Raw genomic sequence first — 19,305 nt, 5'->3', positions numbered from 1 at the left:
AAATTATGAATTACGACGAATCTGTTTTTAAGGAAAAGGCGAATCGGAGAGCCAGACGGATCTGGATCATCTTCGCCGCATTGCTTTCTGCAAACTATGGTGCCGATGTGGCGAACCATCTACGTGGCACTTCTTATTATATTGTTTAAAACAGGCATGTAATACAATCACTAGCGGTATCATAGTTGTCCGTGAGCTTGCATCCGAGAATACACATGGTGCCACGATTGTTGTAGACAGCCTGAACCGGCTCAGCGACCATAACTCTGACTTGCAGAGCAGTACAACCTCGTCGAACGAAATGACGTCCGACATACACGCACAAGTCAACCATGTGGCAGAGATGATTGAGCAGATGGTCTCACTTACGAGCACTTCGGTGCAGCACGCGAAGGTAAGCTCCGAGGATCTGGCAGATCTTGTAACTACGACGAACACGATGGCTTCGCTCTCCGGGGAGATTGAGCAGACATTGCAGAATTTCAAGTCTGAATTCGCCATGGTGAAGAACGAAACCGGTGTCATCGAGAATATCACATCCCAGACGAATCTTCTTGCATTAAATGCATCGATTGAAGCTGCCCGCGTCGGCGAATCCGGAAAAGGATTTGCAGTCGTAGCCGAGCAGATCCGTACATTAAGCGAGGAAACCAAGTCCTCTTCCAATCAGATTCGGCAGGCTCTCGAGCATCTTGAAGAGACTTCTGAGCGGATGACCGCTTCGATGGAAGAAACCCTGAAGCTGATCCAGCTCACATTGACCAAGGTCACGCAGACCGGTAAGAGTATGACGGAAATCGCTTCCGATACGAATAAGATCGGTGAGAATATTCAGGTCATCGACCACGCCATGAAGGAAGTCGAGGCTTCCAACATCCATCTTGTGGACAATCTGAATCAGGTAACGGATATCGTCGGCGACATGACAACCTGCATCAGCGACTCCAACGAGATCAACAACCGCATGCTCAGCAAATACGATGAATCAGCCAACAGCATCAACTCCATTGAGACCGTCATCGAATCCCTCATGTGCGAGCTTGGAATCGGTGGTTTCATGGGAACCGAAGATGTACAGCCTGGCATGAAACTGAGTGTGGCACTGAAGGACGGAAAGAACTATTACGGCGAGGTACTGACACGTGAGAATAATACGTTATCAATCACCCTTGCAAATGCACCGAAGCTTACGGAGGTGACAGAATGTAAGCTGCAAGTAACTGTCGGCAACGTGCTTTACTGCTGGGATCCGGCTAAGATTGTCCATACCGCGCAAGAAGCGGATTCCCACTTCACGATTCAGATTGAATCCCGTCCGAAGATTAACAACCGCCGGAAATACCCTCGTCTGGATATCTCCAATGCCTGCACGATTACTCTGGCAGATGGCACAACAACCATGGAAGGCAAGCTCGATAACTTAAGTGCAAACGGCTTTGCGTTCCTGACACATGACAACTACTTTGCTACCCATAAAGGCGTCGACATCCGTGTGAAAATTCACAACTTTGACCTGCCTCAGCACGACGAACTCGAAGGGCACGTCATCCGTTGTTCGAATAACGAAGGGCTCTACATCGTAGGATGTCAGATGCCGGGCGATGATTTCTTTATCCGGGATTATGTGAAGGGGAAGTTGTAGAGAAGAGCCCCGTTAATTGAAGAATTACCAATGCTCCACAAAGTAATTACTAAATTCCTTGAGCAATGAATCAAGAAAAGAGATTTTCAAGATTATTGAGGCGAAATACAAATCACATAACGACTCTGAACGAATGAACACGCTAAAAAATTCAAACGAACTTCAAAATACAGAATGGAGTATGCAAAATGTCTAAAATAATAACCGTCTTTATAGAACTAATGAGCGCAACATTAGAATGGTTACATACCAATCTCGATGGAATAATAGTTAGCATAGTCGCAGCTGTTATTTTATCATTAATTCATTATATAAAAAATAAACCAAAAGAAATAAACGAACTCCTAAAATGCAAAAACTTTAATGATATAAATTGGATAGATGATTTGGATAAATCTCTAGAAATTAAGAATACAATGAAAAGACATTTTCCTGAGTATACCGATTATCTTTTAATTCAATATGGTTCTTCTGTTGAATCAAACAATAGATTACCTCAGGATTATGACTTCATAGTATTGATGTTAGGAATTCCCAAAAATGGGAAAAGATATCTGCACAATAAGGGAACTACTAGTCCCGATGATGTATCCTCAAAAAGAAACATTAATCAAGTAGATATTGTATATAGAGATTATTTATCTTTTCTATATGCCGCAAGTGCTGGAATGCCTTACGAAAATAGTGTCATTACAACCGGTAAGCTTTTAAAAGGGCATATAGGCTATTTTCAGTGGTTAAAAAACATTACAAAAAATCAGTTATATGATAGAGATTTTTTGATAAGAAGATTTGAAGATAAAATTTCTATTGAAAAACAAGAATTTCAGAAATACCTTTCTGAAAATCAACAATTTGGGCATGAAAAATATTACGTTATTAGAGCTGGATATTATTATATAACATCTTTATTGCAACTAAACCATATTAAAAAATTTGATAAAGTTATTTTTCAAAATGATGTAGTTGCTTTATCAAAGGTTAGAATGTTTTACGACGATTTCAAAAATGATAACATCAAAAATAACTATATTCATTTAGTTGAATGCTTAAAAAGGAATAATTCGGTGGACGACATTTCCATCGAGGATATCAAAGATACATTACATGAATTAGAAAATATGGAGAATTAAAATGTTAAAAAAACTTAAAAATTTATTTAAAATAGAGCAAAAACCTAATCCTGGTATTTTTTCAGAAAGTCCATTAAAAACTAGCTTTTATGAAGAACTGCAAAAAAATGGCTGGTGCGATATTATAGATGATAAACCAGATAATTTAATTGAACTTATTCAGATTAAAATTAAAAAAAGATGTGTGTAATTATTAAGTCATATTAACAAGGAGACCAGCTATGAAAAGTCAACCATAAATTAGCAAAAAATTTCTTTTTCATATCGGTGGTAAAAAAGGGTAACTTTAATAAAGCTCCCTTAGGGTGCTTTTTCAAAATCTATCGATATTGGTATACAGACCTCTTATTCGAGGTTAAATTCTACTTCGTCAGTGAGCATCTTCCAGATGACTCTGACAAGCTTGCCGGCACAGTGCCCAAGTGCATTGTAGTGAGACCGGCCTTCAGCCCTCTTGGCATCATAATAAGCATTGAAGGTTGCGTTGTTTCTGACAACGTTCCAAGCTGCATTTACAAGGGCATATCGTAAAACACGAGAGCCACGTTTGGACATCCTTGTTGTCTTAGCCTGAAAGTTACCAGACTGATAAACAGAAGGATCCAGGTCTGCAAAAGCAAGCAGCTTGTTTGGATTGGAGAAACGGTGAATATCACCTATTTCACCAACAATCATTCCACCATTGATATAACCGATACCAGGAATGGTCATGATGACAGAATGGTTGAATTTCATAATATCCGTCATCTCAGCTTCAATCTTTTCTAATTGGCTATCCAGTAACTCGATTTGTTGAATGGTTTGAGTTATCTGAATAGATATAGCGCTGTCGTTAGCACCGACAGACTTCTGTGCGAGAACTCTTAATTCTTTGGCCTGCTCTTTAGTAAAGTGTCCGTGCGAGTTCACTTTGAGCAGATTTGCCAGATGAGTCATATGCATGGAAGCAATCTCCTTTGGAGAAGGTGCTTCTTTCAAAAGAGCATAGACAGCATTCTGATGCAGACCGGATTTAAAAAAGTATTGGATTTCCGGGAAAACCTGATCAACATAGGTTGTCAGTTGGATTTTCAAACGGGTGCGTTGCTTTATGGTTTTCTGACGAAAACGCCCCAAGGCCTTAAGATCCATCATATCAAGGTCATAGAAACTGATGAATCTGAGGTCATCCTGCATCATAAGAGTTTTAGCAATAACATAAGTGTCGACCTTATCTGTCTTCGTTTTGCGAATGTTATTCCTACGCATCTGACAGGTTTTGATGGGGTTCAACACACACTTGGTAAAACTCAGCAACAAGGTATCGAACAAGGTTGTCACCATAGTGTGCCGTCGACTCAAGACCGATGATGATGCTGTTCCTGTCGAATGATTCGAGTTTAGAGACCAGCAGTTGGAAGCCATCAGCGTCATTTGTGAATTTGAACGGCTCAATGATCATTTCACCGTCGGAAGAAATCGCAGCGGCGAAATGGTTAAGTTTGGCAATATCAATGCCTACGTAAATTTTCATGAGGTTGTACCTCCCTTTCCTAAAGTCTGATACCATGATGTCCACCATCGATTATCATCGTAGACTTGATAGAAATAAGTACTCTGAGTGAAAAACACTCCGGCAACATCCAGCTAATAAACAATTCAGATAAAGGTAGCGGCAATACACTCCAGTCGAGTAGTCAAGCTACAGAAAAAATCAAAAGTCCATAGTATCTGAATTGTATTGAATCACGATATTAAAAGAAAGGAAACGTGTGATAATTAACTTCCTAATTATCATACAAGATTATTTATGGAAAAAATTAAATGCAATGCAAATTTTATATTAAAAGAAGTCATCTTAAAATACTTATTTTGTTACATTCTTTCTGTTATTACATTATCTGTACCCTTAATTTTTAAAATTAACGATCCCTGGAACAGCTGGCTTATAAGCTTCTCAGCATCTATCTTTTCATTACCTGTTATATTTGTAATATATAATCTGTATGTCTCGGCATTAGAAAAACATACACAAGAAAAAATCTCTCAGAAAATAAATAATAATGTGATTAAAGTTTTTGCTCAATTTACATATTTTACAGAATATTTCTACTATAAACTCGAAAATGAAAAAAATGGCGATGAAGAATCTTTAAATAACATTTTAAAGTATTCAGAAAAAGAACTTTTCAAGCTGATTTCTGATAATACTCATTCTGGAATTATCCTTTTCAGCGAATTCGACTCATTTGATACATATATTGACGATATCATTAATGAACCTGTTGTATGTAAATATGCTAATCAAGAGGATCTCTCTATTCTCATTGATTTCATTAATTCGTATAACAATTTTAAAGATATATTCAGTTTTATCGTATCTGATGATTATATAGTATGTGGAAAATACGAAAATATTGACATTCGAGAAAGCACTTACGCTAAAAATAGCCAAGGTAGATTATTCTATGATGCTATGTGGCTATTAGAAGATAAAAAAGTACAATCCTTTTATACCGCGATGTATCCTATTTACGAAAAAGAATCTCTATTACTAAAATTTAAACTTTCAGGCACAAAATCGCAAGAAATTGCAGAATCTATAAAAAATGTTTATGATTGTATTAACAAATGGCTTTCTATTCATTCGGATTCAAAAATCTCTATTTCCAATTCCATTGTTACGCAGGGACGTTTATATTTAGACTACGATATAACTTATAATCAATACATGAAAAACAACAATGTGTCCATATATAGTCGTTTTTAATTTCTTGATTTTACAAGCTTAGATTAATGAATGTCTTTAAGAGCACCACCTATCCTGTTTTGTAACCAGGATAGGTATTTTTATTTTAGCTTGTTCTCTTATCGAGAAAAGCAAACAAGGCTACAATCAAGCTACCAAGGGACATCAACAATAATATGATGTCTTAATGGAAATCGAAATGATCTCATAAGTGATCATCATCGGTGTCGTAAAATTTTACTTTCAGATTATCCATTGCTGTACCTCCCATTCATTACTTATCTTCCCAAATAGAACCATTCAATGAAGTTAAATACCGGAAATCCACATAAATACAGGCTTCCAGCATTTAACTTCATTATTCAAACTCACAGAGTCTGGTTTAATTTTGATTGTTTTAATGCTGTTATCTAAACTATTTTTACGCACAATAACCCACATCTTTTCCTTTTCACATATTTTTAGTGCCAATCCAGTACCATTGCGTTTTTCATTATTGTGTGTAGTTCCGATGACTTGCAGGTTTCTTTACTATTCAAAAAATAATTTTTCGACAATTTGCTTGCTCTCCTATTAAATTTATAAGTTCCAGCCAATTTTTCTGCAAGAAAAAGTTATGTGATACACATGGTTAGTACCAGCTTCGTTTACCTTTTTAACATAATTGAAATCAGAAATAAAAGTGTACTTTCTTTTAAATTTTCAACAACACTTACGATCAATTCTTATCTTACAAACTTAGGATATCGCTCATCATATTCCCCTTACCTAATGATCTTTCTTAAAATGATTTGCTTTTTTATTATATATGCATATATATTTTTTCTCTTTTGTACCACAAATATGTAAGCGACATACACCCAAAAAAAGTCAAGACAATAACTGCAATCCATATATACCTACAAGTACAAGTACAAACTACTGTATAAAAAAATAAAGAACTTACGATTGTAAGAGATGGTGCATTATTATTAAATGCTATCAAAAAACTTTCTGCCTTTAAACCCATAAATCGTTTTGTTTTTACTATGATTATCCATAATCCTGATACGGCAAAATACATAGCTAATGAAATCCAGTCATTCGTTTTTGTTTTAACGTCTATACATCTCAATATCATAGTTGCTATTGTAATAAAATAAGCCAATAAACAATACCAGTTCTCTTGTAAGTTCCAAATCCTATTATTCTCTAAATATTCACTTGCAAGTTTATTACATTTATTTTTTACCTTTTTTACGTTTTTCGTTTTAGTATATTTTTTTATTTCTTTCTGTATCCCTTCAGATATATCTCTATTGACAGTATCTGATTCATACGCTAAAATCTTTGTTTTTATCTTGATATCAATTTCTTTTGCTACATCTGTATTTATTTGTGGAAATTCTTTCATTAATCTTATTTGTGTTTGGGGTGTCATACTATCATCCTGCATTATGTATTACTTTCCTCCTTTTATTTAGCTTTTCTACAATTCTACAAATTTACCTATCTACATATTAAGTTGATATTTTATTTTTTAAGAAGAACACATACCACTAATAATCCATTGATTTAATTCAAAACAATTATTATTTTAGTTATCTATGTTTCCTTCACCACGTTCAAATTCGATATGAATTTATTTTATTATATCATAAAGAACTTATATACTCTATTTTTTATAATTACCCGTATTGCAACCTTATTCCAATACAACTTTCTAATCGCAAGCACCCTTAACTCCAACAATCGTAATTCTTATATTTCAATTGACCAAAGAGCAGCCATGCCCTCATCTTACCTCCTGCACTACACCTATTTTCCTCTCCCCTCAGCTCGATTCCGCTTCGCTTCATCTCGCTGTATGTTGTCGCCAAGTACTTCCATTAAGAAATACAACATCCGGCTGATCAGCCGGATGTCTACATACAAGAAAAGGACGAACCGTTTCATGCAAGCATGATGGCTCATCCTTTCTTGTGTGACATCTGCTTCGCAGATGCTGTATTTACTTATATCGTGTTTGGCTCGTTATCACTCAAACTCTTTATGTCCCGGAATCCAATTAACTTATTTTGTTTAAGTTTTATTCGGATATGGGGCTTGTTTTTATATAAATTACAATGATTATTTCGACCTACTGAATGGTTGTTGCCAAACTGTTGCCATGAAATTAGTATAACTTATGATTAAATAGATTGCAACCTAAAACAATGAGTATTTCTTATAATCCGGATCATAAAACCATTTATCCTTCATATTATAAAGAGCATCCCAATTCTGAGACTTTATATCTTCTATCGTTATACAATAAATTGTTCGGTTAAGTTCTGAAAAATAATTAAGCTCATATTTACACCAAATTGAATTTCTGGAATTATGTGAATCCACAAAAATAATCGCATCAGATTGCTCCAATCTCGTTTCTATCACTTTTAGTGTAGCCTTACACACTAATTTTCTTTTCAAATAATCTGCATCATTTATCCAATCACAAAAAACATTTTTAGATTTTCTATTTTCAAATAATATGAGTTCTTGCACATATCTACTATCCATACTACTATGAGAAATAAAAAAATCATATCGTTTAATTTTCTGCTCCTTTGCATTCATTATCCTGTATTCTAATTCATTTGGATTTTGTGGAATATTATATTTCTCATCCGGATATACATTCCTTAAATATTGTTTTCTTTTTTTATTTTTTGTATGTACCTGCATATATTTTTGTCTACGTGCTCTTGGTTGAAAATTAAAACTTTGCAAATGATAAAATGCAATCCAACGTAATTGTTTATTTAATTCCGTATCATTTACTTTAAAGAAGAAATTAATAACTTTGTCATTATAATATTTTTTCAACTCTGCCATAATATACATTTTATCTTTTTGAGAAGTATTTTTTCTTTCATATAGCCCTATAAGCACATCAATATACTCCGGAGTCATTTGTTGGGTTTTAAATTTAGCATTATTTATTTTATTATCAATCCTTTCTATCTTGCTCTTTCTTTGATTCCATAACTCTTCTGAATTTTTCTGTTGTATATCTGTGTCAAAATTTTCGCAATACTGCTTTCTGTAATTTGAACTCATAATCTTTTTATATTGTGAAACAGTTCTAAATAATTGTTCTGGTTTCAACATACAATAACGCCTTTTACCGAATCTTTTATTCAAATATCTATCTTTAATTTCATAGTAATTATACTTATATACCACCGACATCCACTCGTGAGGATAATATTTTTTCACAAGTGAAATTACATCCTCTTCCGTATATTCTTGTGGTAATATCAGTGAAATCTCCCTTAACTGCTTATTCCACATTTCTAAAATATCTCTAATTTCATGATCATATATATGTTTCGTGACTCCAGGCAATTTTATTCCCCCAAAAAGCTTATTCTTTATCTTCTTCCGATAAACGTGTTAAATCTTCTACCTTAGCCATATCTGCTAATAACCTACTATAACAAATAAGTTCTGCTTGAAGTTGTTTTAACTCTGTTCTAAATTGAATACATTCATTTTCATTCAAAAAGTCTCCATTTAATTTCTTTTTATGCCATTTTGCTGTAAAAGGTCTTACTATTTGGTTCAATACTATTACTGCTATTTTCGTAAAATTTTCTGCATTACGTCCTTTATTTTTTAGTATATCCCTTGTAATTGGAAACAACTGATAAACACTATTTAAAGCGGTTTCTTCATCACCAGTTGTATCATCTAACGGCTGAGTTGTAATACGAGTTATCAATTCTACATACATATCCCATGCAGCTGTTTGATCATCCCCTGTTGGACCAAATTCAACTTCAGCAAAACCAGCTTTCAATTTAATACTATTTAATCCCCATTCCCTAAACAAATCTTTAAATGTCATAATAATTGCTCCTTATTTATAATCAAATATGTGAATTACGCTGTCTTAATGGTCTCGACAAATTTGGTGTATGATATCGTTTCAAGTACACTCTTTCTATAGCATCTTCCAATTCTTTTGCTGATTTTGGCATAGAGATAATTTCACTGTTATTTGGATTATCTAATATTCTTTGAGGTATATAATGTTGCTTATTCGGGATAAGTATTCCTAAAATACCATTGCGTTCGTTTCCTGCAGACTTTCTTAAACTAAAATAAATTTCCCAATCAACCCACCATCTTCCCCCTGTTTCTGCACCAATCAAAACAATTGTTACAGAAGATAATCTCAATTGCGGTCTTATATAATTATTCTTGATTGTGTCATCTGACAAATGACTTAAATCTTTGTTTTCCAAAGAACAATCCGAAAACACCATCTTATCATTTCCAAATTTTCTTCTAAACTCATCAACTACATCTTGATCTAATCGATGCGAATAGCTAACAAATACATTTCTCATATGTTTCCTCCTAATATTATAAAGCATAAAATAATAACCGAATATCCCCTGCTACCAGTCTATTCATTTAAAATCAATTCAGCAATCTCATCCGCAATTTCATCAACCGTATTAATAGCAGTATTACGAGCTAACTTATCAGCTAAAGATGGGCTAAATTCTATCACCTCTTTTTTTGTAATATTGTGCCATATTGGCAGTATAATTTGCTCACCAGAAACAGCCTTTGTAATAATCCCATCTAACTCATAATTTGTCCAACCTTTTTTTATAAATGACTTTGAAATAACTACTATTCCGAATTTACTATTAGCCAAACCTTTATCAATTTTTCTACGTAAACTATCTCCGATTTTCATTTCAAACTCATCATACCAAACTTTGATTCCTTTATTTCTCAATGCTGTTGCTAACGGGCGTACTACCTCATCTTTATCTTCAGAAGCATGTGAAATAAAAACATCATATTCTGGTGTTGTATCCACATCAGCATCTATACCAAAGCCTCGATTATGTATTAACGAAGGTACTGTATTTAAAGGTATTTGTTTAATTTCTGGTAATGCTTCTGGTAAAACTCTGACTGAACTTCTCACACTACCACGCATTCCCCGTAAATCAATTGCTACATGCCAATGTCCTGAATGTGTTGTTTGGAGGCGTATAGGAGATTTTTTTGCTAATCCACCAATATAACGATATTGCCTTCCATTTCTATAATTGTTAAAATTTGATGAATCCAATAACTGAACATTTGCTGCATTTCCTTGTAATATAATTTCCACCATTCTTCCTTTATCGAGATTTCCTAGATCATAATGTGTGAAATTCAAGTTTATCGCCCTCCTTCTTATATCCTATAATAGTTGATATAATTTTATGTACTTCCTCCGATTGTATCAGCATCCTCATCTTCTCATTTCCATCCTCAACATCTGGCTTACCACACCTCAGATTATCCGGATGTTCTGACACACAGCAATCCTTATACCAACACTCTCCCATAAGCGCCCCCTTCACGGACCACTTCTCGTTTTGTGTAAATTCACCCACCAATGATTTCATCACTCGTTCTGTAGAGTATCTCTTAAAACCTGCCAAATACTGTAATGTCTTCTCATCATCAATCTTTGACAAGTCGATTCTATGATTCTCAATTGCTGATAAAACCTCTTCACGAATTTTGATTTTATCTGTCTTTCCGGTACCTGTCCATTCCACCAGCTTATCAAAAGCAAGAATCAGGTATTCAAAACAAATCATATCCAGAATGATAATCTTCCCTTCTGCCTTATCTGCTATTGATTTCAACATACGATACTTGTTACGAATATCCTGATTATCAACCACATAATCAAATGCAATATAATACACATTGTCCTCTTTAATGTCTAAATCTGACAACGCATCCAATATGCCCTGATTGCTTTCTTTACTTTCAACTACAAGTGCATCATCAAAGAAAAGTTGGTTAACCAATTTCCAGAAGTGAAATCCTGCGCCGGTATCTTCTGCCCATAAATACTTCATATCACAACTCCTCTTCCAGTGTTATCCTATAATTGTCAAACTTCAACACCTTAAAACTCTTATCAGAAACATTGAGACCATCGCAATTTCGTAGGAAAAGCATATATTGATTCGACGGCTCAAAATTAATGAAACTTCTGACCTCATCATTCATCAAATTATCTGCATTATCGACTACAATAAAACTATCTCTGCACTGTTCAATCGATTCTGAGAAATTATCTGATTTGTAATTAAACAATTTTATAGCTTTGTATTCATTAGTTAATCGTAGATCTTCTAACATTTCATAAAGCACAGTTTTACCGGTACCGCTATCTCCACCAACAAGAGTTATTCTGTCGTCAAATTCTAAATCGTATGAAAATGGATCAGCTTTGAATGTAATATTCTTATAAATCATCTGCTTCTCTCCTTTCATATTCCTTACTCCACCATGCATTATAACCTCTGCCACCGGTCACTATATCAGACTCATTGAATCTGATTTGCACATCATCCGGAATATCAAAAAGCGTTGGTCTGGACATATAAATCTTTATATTATCCATAGTAAAAATTATTTTAAGCACATTCGGACCACACTCTTCTACATTCACCACCTTATCAGGATGCTTTACAATATTAAGTAATGTCTTGCAGCCAGATGACAAATTACGGATTGTACCTAAACCATATTTTGTTTCAATGTGCTTGTCTGGTGTCAGCTTCGCCTCGTCTACTTGCCGAATGAGATTTATTTCATATTGGGACATTTCTTCATTGCTTGTATTCAGGTTGAAATATAAATCATTTTGAAGTATCCAGTCCTTTGAGTCTTTCTTTTCTGTATATATATCAATCATTGAATGTAACTCCTTCCCATTTTGAAATTTCTACCATTTATTATATCATCCAAGTTAATATATTCCAAACCAAATTTAAGCATTTCAGCCTGACATAGCAACAAATATAATTAGGTCTGAGAGCAGTCATCCCCCTCATCTTACCTCCTGCGCTACGCTTGGCGGTAAGCAGAGTGTCATGCCTTCAAATAGTCATAAAATAGAAAAAGCGCCAACAGACAAGCAAGCTTGTCGTTGGCACTTTCCTATTTTATGACTGCTCTCAGTCCATTTCCTACTCAAACTCTTGGGCAGAATGATTTATCTGGCTGTTTCTTGGTACACATTTGTTCATTTCATTCTTCATATTCATCTTATTTTTCACCTTTGTGTACCTCGTCTAGAATTTTTAGAGCCAAAATGGAGCCAGACATTTATTACTAATATGATTATAATATATATCGTGAGATATACATATTTTTTCAATTTATCGAATATAATATTAACGATTGTAATAGTTGACTGTAACCTATTGCAATCACAAAACAGTCATTTCCTCAATATGTGATATATACTCCCAAAAATACTTTAAAGACTTATTGCGTAAAATAGCTTCATTTAAATTGTATTTCTTTAATATTTCAATCATAATATTTATCCTATCTATTTTAGACGGAATCATTTGATTAAATTTCTCTTTTGTAATATAGTCAGTATAATACACATATTTTATCTTCATTGCCTTAGAAGTTATTTCATCCACTCCAGCTATGTACCAACTTTCTATTTCAGCTATACTAACGATAATTTTTTCAACTTCACAATCTGGAAACTGGGCTAATATCGCATTCTTTTTTTCGACTAGCGATTTAAGATCAATATCACAAATGACTATGTAATCGTAATTCGGTATGCTTTTGATTGATTTTATATATCTATTTATATATTCTTTCTTTTCTCGAGCATATTTTATAACTTTTATTTTATCATTACCTAAAACAGATGTTATAAATCGTTCATCATCTGGTCCTTCTACAAATACAAAAAAGCACTCCATTTCATTCTCCCAATAGTCCCTTAACAAACAAATCATCTATCCCTAAATCTGAATCAATAAATTGTTGCACCATAAAGTTATCACTTGGTTTACTTATTTGGGTAAATCCATCTATAGTTCTTTTAGCAAATAAAATATCATTGACGTCTGAATATTTAACTAATTCAGGATTATGTGTCGTTATTATAATTTGTTTTTCCCTTGAAACTTCCTTTGCCATTTCTACTATTTTACTCATTAATTGTGGATGTAAATTTCTTTCTGGTTCCTCAATAATAATAATTCCTGATTCACCCTCAAAGTATAATGCAATTATCAGTGCAAGCATATTAACTGTTCCATCAGATAGAAAATTTGAATAAAAAGTTTTATTGTTATATTTTTCTTTTATCCTATAACTTACTGATTTATCGACATTATTTTGTACATCTATCTGTTCTATAAAAGGCAAGCTGTCACAAAGAAGGTTCAACAATTTTTTCTTTTTCAATTTACTTTTTAAAATCAATTGTAAAATATTAGCAATATTAGATCCATCTTCTTCAAGTCTTCTTTTTGAAGTAATAGAGCTAGATGATTTCATTAATCTAGGATCAAAATCATATATTTTTATAAAATTATTTGCATTAAACATTGGAGGCATCATGAAATCTAACTTATTTAATATTAATTCTTTTCGCTCTTTTCCCTCTTCATTAATAATATCGGAAATAAATTCTGCTCCCATACCATATTTCAGTTCATCTTCATCATACAAAGTTTCATCTTCAATATGAGATTTCACTTTATTACCATTCTTTTCATAAACAATAGTATACTTACCAGTTGTTTTTTCACATTCCTTTTTTTCTTTTTCATTTGCAATACCACAAGTTGTATATTTAATCTCGAGTCTTTCTGCACCTATCTTATATCCCATCCCCCTCTTATAAGGGATAATTTCAAACTCACTAACTATCTCTTCAAGCAACAATCCCTTTCCTTCCTTTTGATTCACAATTCGAATCCATTCTTCATCATGCAAATCAAGAATAAACTTTAAGTACATGGATTCATTTTTCCCAATTGTCGCATTAATAGCATAATTTATTCCCCCAAGCAATGATATTGCATCATCTAATCCATATAAAATTATATTATTTACAAATCTAATAATTGATACTGTATTTGACTTTCCAGAAGCATTAGCTCCTAATAAAATGGTCAAATTTTCTAAATTGATTATCTGTTCTCCAAAACTTTTAAAATTTTTAATATGTATATATTTTATTTTCACAATGTCCTCCTATGTGTTATAAACTATGAAAACATTTTAATTACTACCTATTTACATTTCTAAAAACTAAAATCCACTATTAAATATCTTTTTATTATAACACATTAAGAATTACTTTTCCACAAAAGATGGAAGAATGGTCAATACAACTCGTCTCTTTTCCAGCACATCAATCCATCCCTTCCATTATCTTGCCTCATAAGACCTTTTATATCGTCTAGCCTGCAGTTCCACACGCTCCTGTTCCTTCACCTTACGAATAATCGTATCAATCTGCTCCTCACCGGCATATCTCTTCACACGCTCCAGATCATCAGCCTTTTCCTGCAACAGCTCTGTCCTATCACTCATAGCCTTAATCTTACCCTTGTAAAACTCCACATCATCTGCCAGTCTCTTCTTTTACTTCCTTAGCTGTAATACTTCCTCTTTTAGCCTTACGCATTGGATTGTCAGGTTCTTTATCAAGGTCTTAAGTTTACTCACAAATGGCATTACCACCTTATCCCGAAATGACTTAGCACTTGCAAATGCTCCAGGTTCCGGCAACTGCCATTCCGGTGCTTCATCATACTTCCTTACATCACGCTGCAATAATTGCTCCGACTGTACCATCTGCTCTATATAGTTCTTTAGCTCATTCTGTTGCTTTTCAAGTTGAACATTATTCTGTTGCAAATCATTGTATTTCTGTCTTAATGCCTGATTATCAGATTTCAATGAATCATTTCTTTGCTCCAGAGTGTGATTGTCAGCAGATAACTGATCTGTCTCGGATAAACTAAAAAAGATAACAGGATACGCCTAATGGTGCATACACATTACGCAGATTTACCGCACTCCTAGGTCGTGCGCATTAGGGTATTCCTATAACCCAATCCGGTTCCAACTTCTGCTCCACTGGAGCAGAAGTTACTCCAAACCTATTCTCATATGTTGACTGTATGGACCCGCGACTGTGCAAAAAGGCATAAAGAAAGGCTCCCATACCCGAGTAATCAAAACCCGAATAGAGAGCCTTTTCGCGAGGAACAGCTTAGCACAGCCGTAACCTACAGTAAACATATGAATTTTTAATCTTCATCATCAAAAGAGCTTCCAAATGAACTACTGTTATCAACAATATGCATCTCACCAGATTCCATATCCATTGCCATTCCTCCACCCATATCCTGCATCATATGGCCTTGTGTATCCATCATCATACCACCGCCCATATCCATACAGAAATCTCCGTCCGTATAATCAAATCTGTCCATAATCATCTACCTCCGTTAGTTTAATTGAAAAATCCCATGACCATCACAAGTTCTTTGAACTTGATAGAGGCAATCATCAATCCAAAATGTAATCTTATCCGCAGCCTCATCATTCGTAGCAATATTGGTACATGTTAAATTGCTAATTGCATTTGTTCCACCACAATTTTTTGGAAGAATGTGATGGATATTCCAACCACAATATATTGCTTCTCCATCCTCTTTAATAAAGAAATCTGGATTACCATATCCATCTCTACACATTAAATATCCATGGAAGTCCTCTGCAAATCTTGCATCACCGTAATATCTCTCCCACAGCTTTAACGCATTCTTCTTGTTAATCTTCATATGCTCACCTCCAAACCTGACTCAAAATAAAAAAGCCTGTACACTATGTATGCACAGACTAACCGGTCAGACTTCAGACTTTACACACATAGTTAATAAAGTGCTTTGAATCCAAAACACTCTAATAAAAATATGTGTAAAGCTTCGAAACAATAACTTACGCACCGAAAGTTTATCATTACTTTCTCCGGAAATCAACTAGAATGAATGTCCCCAGATAGTTTCGCAAGGTTTACATTATACACAATACCATTATATCTTTACTCCCGACAGCATATTAGACTTAGTCTATGCATGACTTCTAGTAAGTTCACCATGGACTACTTCATAACATGTACCACCGAAGATAATAATGATCTTTACGCTATCGATTATACTCTGTTTTAAAATATATCGCAATAAAAGAAAAACTATTTATTACTCATTCAGCAATTCATTTTCAATAATATCCAATAATGCACCTGATGTATTAAATACTATTCTTAATTGATTTATTAGCTGCTTTTGCTTATCTGGATTATTCGCATTTTGTTTTAATAACAACAAAGATTTATTTACACTCACACGGGAAGCTTCAACTAAAGCCTCCTTAGCCGCATTTTGACCTTTGTTTTTTCCTTTTAGAATGTTCTCCAAAAAATCTTCTTCTGGTTCTACACGCTCAATCCATTGTAGTTTTCTTGAATTAGTCTGTTTTCCAACATATCTCCGGCATGTTGTAACATATCCATATATTGCTTCATGAATTGCGTTTGTCATAACGTCATATTTAGCAGCAAGCTGACTCTCATTTATACCTTTCATATAGGTTTTCACAACACTTTTTTGAAAGCTTGTTACTCCGGCCTTTGATGCATACTTCATCAATTCTTCTTCGCGAATTATATCTCTTAAATAATGTGCTTTCTTTCTCTCCATACTTTCACTACTCATAATACCGATAAGAGATGTCTCCACTCCATAATAGTAGCCAATGTGATTTCCAACTTATCCGGCTCCGGATAGCCTAAAGCCTCTGTTAGTGACCCCTGCGGATCGTTATCAATTACAAGTACTTTTTTTCCAAGTCTCGAAAGACCAATCCCAATATTTACAACGGAAGTAGTCTTTGCGACCCCACCTTTTTGATTTGCACAAATGATTACTCTGCTCATTTTGATATCCTCCCTGTTATTGCCTTCATCATTTTTGAAAGATTCCAGTATCTCTAGCATCGTCCGAATAGGTGTAAATAGTTCTTCATCTATTTCCGAAGCATCATCGATTCGACTCAGTTCCACTGAAATCTCCTTCAATTCTTTTCTAATACTGATAAGCATCATCGGATTTCCCCTTGCGATTAAATACGGATGTAGTAAGCATTCCAGTATGTAATCTTGCTTAGTACAAAATCCACACATTTTCCAACGCTTATCTATTTCTATGCCCTCTTCCGGTGAACACCGAAATCCAACATTTTTGTTACGCCAACGATTCTTGTCATCTTTATTCTTCGCTGACATCGAAGCCCTCCTTCCATTCTTCGTCCAGAGCTTCTGCCATATCATCCTGTACTGATGGGAAAAGATGCGCGTAACGATATGTGATTTTCTCACTTTCATGACCAAATCTATTTCCGATCGCGAGTACCGAAAATCCCATATTTATTAAAAGTGATACATGGCTGTGGCGGAGATCATGAATACGGATTCGTTTCACGCCACAAGCCTTAACGCCTCTATCCATCTCATGGTGTAGATATGATTTGGAAATCGGAAACAATCTTTCATTTGGCTGTAACCATAGATTCCATGTATGAAATCTTCCATTTCCCTCGCCACCTGTTCTGGCATATAAACCTTGCGAATACTCTTTTTGGTCTTCGGCTTTGTTATTACATCCTTACCTTTTATCTTCTGATACGACTTTGTTATAGAAAGAATGTTTTTCTCAAAATCAAAATCCTCGGCTGTAAGTGCCCTCAATTCTCCCATACGGATTCCGCACCAATATAAAAGTTCAAATGCATAGTATGAATAAGGTTTATTTGCCATGGTTGGTATAAATCTAAGGGATTCTTCCTTCGTCCAAAATAGCATTTCATCTGCTTCTTCCGCGCCAAGTGCTCCTGCACGATGTACTGGATTAGATGGCAGCTCATAAAAACGAACTGCATGATTAAATAAACACGATAACTGTGCCTGCACCGACTTTAAATACGTTGGTGAGTATGGTTTTCCTTCGGAATCTCTGTATTCACGCATCATATTCTGCCACTTGATGATATCTCTGACCGTTACATCCACCATCTTGGTATTGCCAAAGTACGGAATTATCTTGGTACGGATGATATGTTCTTTTGACCACCAGGTATTTTCCTTGAGTTTCGGCCTTACATCTTTTTCATATACTGTAAAGAACTCTGAAAATGTCATATCCATACTTGCAGCTTTGGTTCTAAGAAAACTCTGTTCCCACTCCTGAGCTTTTCTTTTGGTCGCAAAACCACGTTTTAGTTTACGAACATTTTTTCCTGTCCAATCAAAATAATGAAAAGATACATACCATGTTCCCTTCTTCTCATCCTTGTACGCAGGCATTACTCATTTCCTCCTTCCTCTACGTTCATACCGTAGAATCTTTCAATGAAATAATGTCTACTTACTCGACCGGGTATAACCATATATCCCTTCTGCTTCAGTTCTTCATTCAGTTTTCTGACAATCCTGTATGCCTTTGACTCGGATACCGACAAAACCTCTTGAATCTCTGGAACTGTGATAAAGGTGTTCGTTGTATTCATCCTATCGCCTCCTAAAAAATAGTTTCCTTTGTCTTCAACTACTATTTGGGACGAGTCGGAGCTGATTACTAAAAATTCTTGAAAAAACTTTCGAAAATGAAAATAGAGACAGTTTTGAAAATTATTATTGAGTGTTTTGAAGCAGTGTTTTTTGCTTTCAAAAGGTATCAAACAGGTATCAATGAGCATAAAAAATCCCAGAACCATTGATTTTACAATGATTCTGGACTTTCGTGGATTATTCAAACTCTTGGGCGGAGAGATTTATCTCGTCAATTGTAATCTGAGATTCCATACCCGCCATCTCAGACTTCTTTAAAAGTTAATAGTAGTAAGTGTAAAGGAAG

22 protein-coding genes and 4 pseudogenes are annotated in these 19,305 nt (G+C 34.6%); 5 read left to right on the top strand and 21 right to left on the bottom strand.

Going from position 1 to position 19,305, the window contains the following annotated elements:
* Positions 1 to 5: 5 nt before the first annotated feature.
* The 4 genes from AAAT93_RS00925 to AAAT93_RS00910 all read left to right on the top strand — a co-directional run bounded on the left by AAAT93_RS00925 (position 6) and on the right by AAAT93_RS00910 (position 2,965).
* Entirely contained in the window at positions 6 to 149 is a 144-nt protein-coding gene (locus tag AAAT93_RS00925; RefSeq protein ID WP_227573602.1) for a hypothetical protein, read from the top strand.
* Positions 150 to 343: 194 nt separating this feature from the next.
* Positions 344 to 1,642: a methyl-accepting chemotaxis protein gene (locus AAAT93_RS00920; protein WP_227573613.1), complete on the top strand. Its 1,299-nt coding sequence runs from the start codon at positions 344 to 346 to the stop codon at positions 1,640 to 1,642.
* 188 nt (positions 1,643 to 1,830) lie between these two features.
* Positions 1,831 to 2,775 (top strand): hypothetical protein, encoded by a 945-nt coding sequence (locus AAAT93_RS00915; RefSeq protein ID WP_227573601.1) that lies wholly within the window; start codon positions 1,831 to 1,833, stop codon positions 2,773 to 2,775.
* Between the two features lies 1 nt (position 2,776).
* Entirely contained in the window at positions 2,777 to 2,965 is a 189-nt protein-coding gene (locus AAAT93_RS00910; protein ID WP_227573600.1) for a hypothetical protein, read from the top strand.
* A 155-nt stretch (positions 2,966 to 3,120) separates the two neighbouring features.
* On the opposite strand, the pseudogene AAAT93_RS00905 reads toward AAAT93_RS00910, so the two are convergent.
* Positions 3,121 to 4,216, bottom strand: a pseudogene (locus tag AAAT93_RS00905) (IS110 family transposase).
* 348 nt (positions 4,217 to 4,564) lie between these two features.
* On the opposite strand from AAAT93_RS00905, the gene AAAT93_RS00900 reads away from it, so the two are divergent.
* Positions 4,565 to 5,524 (top strand): hypothetical protein, encoded by a 960-nt coding sequence (locus tag AAAT93_RS00900; protein WP_227573599.1) that lies wholly within the window; start codon positions 4,565 to 4,567, stop codon positions 5,522 to 5,524.
* Between the two features lie 781 nt (positions 5,525 to 6,305).
* Here the strand turns inward: AAAT93_RS00900 and AAAT93_RS00895 are convergent.
* The 20 genes and pseudogenes from AAAT93_RS00895 to AAAT93_RS00805 all read right to left on the bottom strand — a co-directional run bounded on the left by AAAT93_RS00895 (position 6,306) and on the right by AAAT93_RS00805 (position 18,958).
* Positions 6,306 to 6,938 carry a hypothetical protein gene (locus AAAT93_RS00895; RefSeq protein WP_227573598.1) on the bottom strand — a complete coding sequence of 211 codons (633 nt, stop codon included), beginning with the start codon at positions 6,936 to 6,938 and terminating at the stop codon, positions 6,306 to 6,308.
* A gap of 362 nt (positions 6,939 to 7,300) precedes the next feature.
* On the bottom strand, positions 7,301 to 7,438 hold the full coding sequence (locus AAAT93_RS00890) for a hypothetical protein (protein WP_227573597.1): 138 nt from the start codon (positions 7,436 to 7,438) through the stop codon (positions 7,301 to 7,303).
* Positions 7,439 to 7,690: 252 nt separating this feature from the next.
* The gene (locus AAAT93_RS00885; protein ID WP_021985968.1) at positions 7,691 to 8,872 is read right to left on the bottom strand and encodes a TIR domain-containing protein; all 1,182 of its coding nucleotides are present in this window, start codon (positions 8,870 to 8,872) and stop codon (positions 7,691 to 7,693) included.
* A 19-nt stretch (positions 8,873 to 8,891) separates the two neighbouring features.
* The gene (locus AAAT93_RS00880) at positions 8,892 to 9,374 is read right to left on the bottom strand and encodes a hypothetical protein (protein ID WP_021985967.1); all 483 of its coding nucleotides are present in this window, start codon (positions 9,372 to 9,374) and stop codon (positions 8,892 to 8,894) included.
* Positions 9,375 to 9,396: 22 nt separating this feature from the next.
* The gene (locus tag AAAT93_RS00875) at positions 9,397 to 9,879 is read right to left on the bottom strand and encodes a TIR domain-containing protein (RefSeq protein WP_021985966.1); all 483 of its coding nucleotides are present in this window, start codon (positions 9,877 to 9,879) and stop codon (positions 9,397 to 9,399) included.
* Positions 9,880 to 9,938: 59 nt separating this feature from the next.
* A complete protein-coding gene (locus AAAT93_RS00870) occupies positions 9,939 to 10,712 on the bottom strand; it encodes a DUF1883 domain-containing protein (protein ID WP_021985965.1) in 774 nt (257 codons plus the stop codon).
* Entirely contained in the window at positions 10,693 to 11,409 is a 717-nt protein-coding gene (locus AAAT93_RS00865) for a hypothetical protein (protein ID WP_021985964.1), read from the bottom strand. Before AAAT93_RS00865 ends, AAAT93_RS00870 begins: the two co-directional genes overlap by 20 nt.
* A 1-nt stretch (position 11,410) precedes the next feature.
* Entirely contained in the window at positions 11,411 to 11,812 is a 402-nt protein-coding gene (locus AAAT93_RS00860; RefSeq protein WP_227573596.1) for an ATPase, read from the bottom strand.
* Positions 11,802 to 12,254 (bottom strand): DUF4869 domain-containing protein, encoded by a 453-nt coding sequence (locus tag AAAT93_RS00855; RefSeq protein WP_227573595.1) that lies wholly within the window; start codon positions 12,252 to 12,254, stop codon positions 11,802 to 11,804. The genes AAAT93_RS00860 and AAAT93_RS00855 overlap by 11 nt, the downstream gene beginning before the upstream one ends.
* Positions 12,255 to 12,771: 517 nt before the next feature.
* Positions 12,772 to 13,290 carry a hypothetical protein gene (locus tag AAAT93_RS00850; RefSeq protein ID WP_009263173.1) on the bottom strand — a complete coding sequence of 173 codons (519 nt, stop codon included), beginning with the start codon at positions 13,288 to 13,290 and terminating at the stop codon, positions 12,772 to 12,774.
* A gap of 1 nt (position 13,291) precedes the next feature.
* Positions 13,292 to 14,566 (bottom strand): AAA family ATPase, encoded by a 1,275-nt coding sequence (locus tag AAAT93_RS00845; RefSeq protein ID WP_227573594.1) that lies wholly within the window; start codon positions 14,564 to 14,566, stop codon positions 13,292 to 13,294.
* A gap of 186 nt (positions 14,567 to 14,752) precedes the next feature.
* On the bottom strand, positions 14,753 to 14,947 hold the full coding sequence (locus AAAT93_RS00840; protein WP_349095439.1) for a hypothetical protein: 195 nt from the start codon (positions 14,945 to 14,947) through the stop codon (positions 14,753 to 14,755).
* A gap of 21 nt (positions 14,948 to 14,968) precedes the next feature.
* On the bottom strand, positions 14,969 to 15,286 hold the full coding sequence (locus AAAT93_RS00835; RefSeq protein WP_227573592.1) for a hypothetical protein: 318 nt from the start codon (positions 15,284 to 15,286) through the stop codon (positions 14,969 to 14,971).
* A 353-nt stretch (positions 15,287 to 15,639) separates the two neighbouring features.
* A complete protein-coding gene (locus AAAT93_RS00830; protein WP_227573591.1) occupies positions 15,640 to 15,825 on the bottom strand; it encodes a hypothetical protein in 186 nt (61 codons plus the stop codon).
* A gap of 15 nt (positions 15,826 to 15,840) precedes the next feature.
* Positions 15,841 to 16,176 (bottom strand): hypothetical protein, encoded by a 336-nt coding sequence (locus tag AAAT93_RS00825; protein WP_176922062.1) that lies wholly within the window; start codon positions 16,174 to 16,176, stop codon positions 15,841 to 15,843.
* 417 nt (positions 16,177 to 16,593) lie between these two features.
* Complete coding sequence (locus tag AAAT93_RS00820; RefSeq protein WP_227573590.1) at positions 16,594 to 17,109, bottom strand: hypothetical protein; 516 nt, start codon at positions 17,107 to 17,109, stop codon at positions 16,594 to 16,596.
* A 26-nt stretch (positions 17,110 to 17,135) separates the two neighbouring features.
* Positions 17,136 to 17,330: pseudogene (locus AAAT93_RS00815) on the bottom strand (ParA family protein); the annotation flags it as partial.
* 129 nt (positions 17,331 to 17,459) lie between these two features.
* Positions 17,460 to 17,678 (bottom strand): annotated as a pseudogene (locus AAAT93_RS13630) (plasmid mobilization protein); the annotation flags it as partial.
* Positions 17,662 to 18,755, bottom strand: a pseudogene (locus AAAT93_RS00810) (tyrosine-type recombinase/integrase). The pseudogenes AAAT93_RS00810 and AAAT93_RS13630, both read right to left, overlap by 17 nt.
* Positions 18,755 to 18,958, bottom strand: a complete 204-nt coding sequence (locus AAAT93_RS00805; protein WP_227573589.1) for a DNA-binding protein — start codon at positions 18,956 to 18,958, stop codon at positions 18,755 to 18,757. The pseudogene AAAT93_RS00810 and the gene AAAT93_RS00805 overlap by 1 nt, the downstream one beginning before the upstream one ends.
* Positions 18,959 to 19,305: the final 347 nt, after the last annotated feature.

Source organism: Coprococcus hominis (ex Arizal et al. 2022), assembly GCF_040094675.1.
Taxonomy (GTDB): domain Bacteria; phylum Bacillota; class Clostridia; order Lachnospirales; family Lachnospiraceae; genus Coprococcus_C; species Coprococcus_C hominis.
This window is presented reverse-complemented; position numbering and strand designations above follow the sequence as displayed.

Coding starts and splice junctions, on each gene's coding strand:
- AAAT93_RS00925 (WP_227573602.1), top strand. CDS start 6: ATGAATTACGACGAATCTGTTTTTAAGGAAAAGGCGAATCGGAGAGCC.
- AAAT93_RS00920 (WP_227573613.1), top strand. CDS start 344: ATGATTGAGCAGATGGTCTCACTTACGAGCACTTCGGTGCAGCACGCG.
- AAAT93_RS00915 (WP_227573601.1), top strand. CDS start 1,831: ATGTCTAAAATAATAACCGTCTTTATAGAACTAATGAGCGCAACATTA.
- AAAT93_RS00910 (WP_227573600.1), top strand. CDS start 2,777: ATGTTAAAAAAACTTAAAAATTTATTTAAAATAGAGCAAAAACCTAAT.
- AAAT93_RS00900 (WP_227573599.1), top strand. CDS start 4,565: ATGGAAAAAATTAAATGCAATGCAAATTTTATATTAAAAGAAGTCATC.
- AAAT93_RS00895 (WP_227573598.1), bottom strand. CDS start 6,938: ATGCAGGATGATAGTATGACACCCCAAACACAAATAAGATTAATGAAA.
- AAAT93_RS00890 (WP_227573597.1), bottom strand. CDS start 7,438: ATGAAACGGTTCGTCCTTTTCTTGTATGTAGACATCCGGCTGATCAGC.
- AAAT93_RS00880 (WP_021985967.1), bottom strand. CDS start 9,374: ATGACATTTAAAGATTTGTTTAGGGAATGGGGATTAAATAGTATTAAA.
- AAAT93_RS00875 (WP_021985966.1), bottom strand. CDS start 9,879: ATGAGAAATGTATTTGTTAGCTATTCGCATCGATTAGATCAAGATGTA.
- AAAT93_RS00865 (WP_021985964.1), bottom strand. CDS start 11,409: ATGAAGTATTTATGGGCAGAAGATACCGGCGCAGGATTTCACTTCTGG.
- AAAT93_RS00860 (WP_227573596.1), bottom strand. CDS start 11,812: ATGATTTATAAGAATATTACATTCAAAGCTGATCCATTTTCATACGAT.
- AAAT93_RS00855 (WP_227573595.1), bottom strand. CDS start 12,254: ATGATTGATATATATACAGAAAAGAAAGACTCAAAGGACTGGATACTT.
- AAAT93_RS00850 (WP_009263173.1), bottom strand. CDS start 13,290: ATGGAGTGCTTTTTTGTATTTGTAGAAGGACCAGATGATGAACGATTT.
- AAAT93_RS00830 (WP_227573591.1), bottom strand. CDS start 15,825: ATGGACAGATTTGATTATACGGACGGAGATTTCTGTATGGATATGGGC.
- AAAT93_RS00825 (WP_176922062.1), bottom strand. CDS start 16,176: ATGAAGATTAACAAGAAGAATGCGTTAAAGCTGTGGGAGAGATATTAC.
- AAAT93_RS00820 (WP_227573590.1), bottom strand. CDS start 17,109: ATGAGTAGTGAAAGTATGGAGAGAAAGAAAGCACATTATTTAAGAGAT.
- AAAT93_RS00805 (WP_227573589.1), bottom strand. CDS start 18,958: ATGAATACAACGAACACCTTTATCACAGTTCCAGAGATTCAAGAGGTT.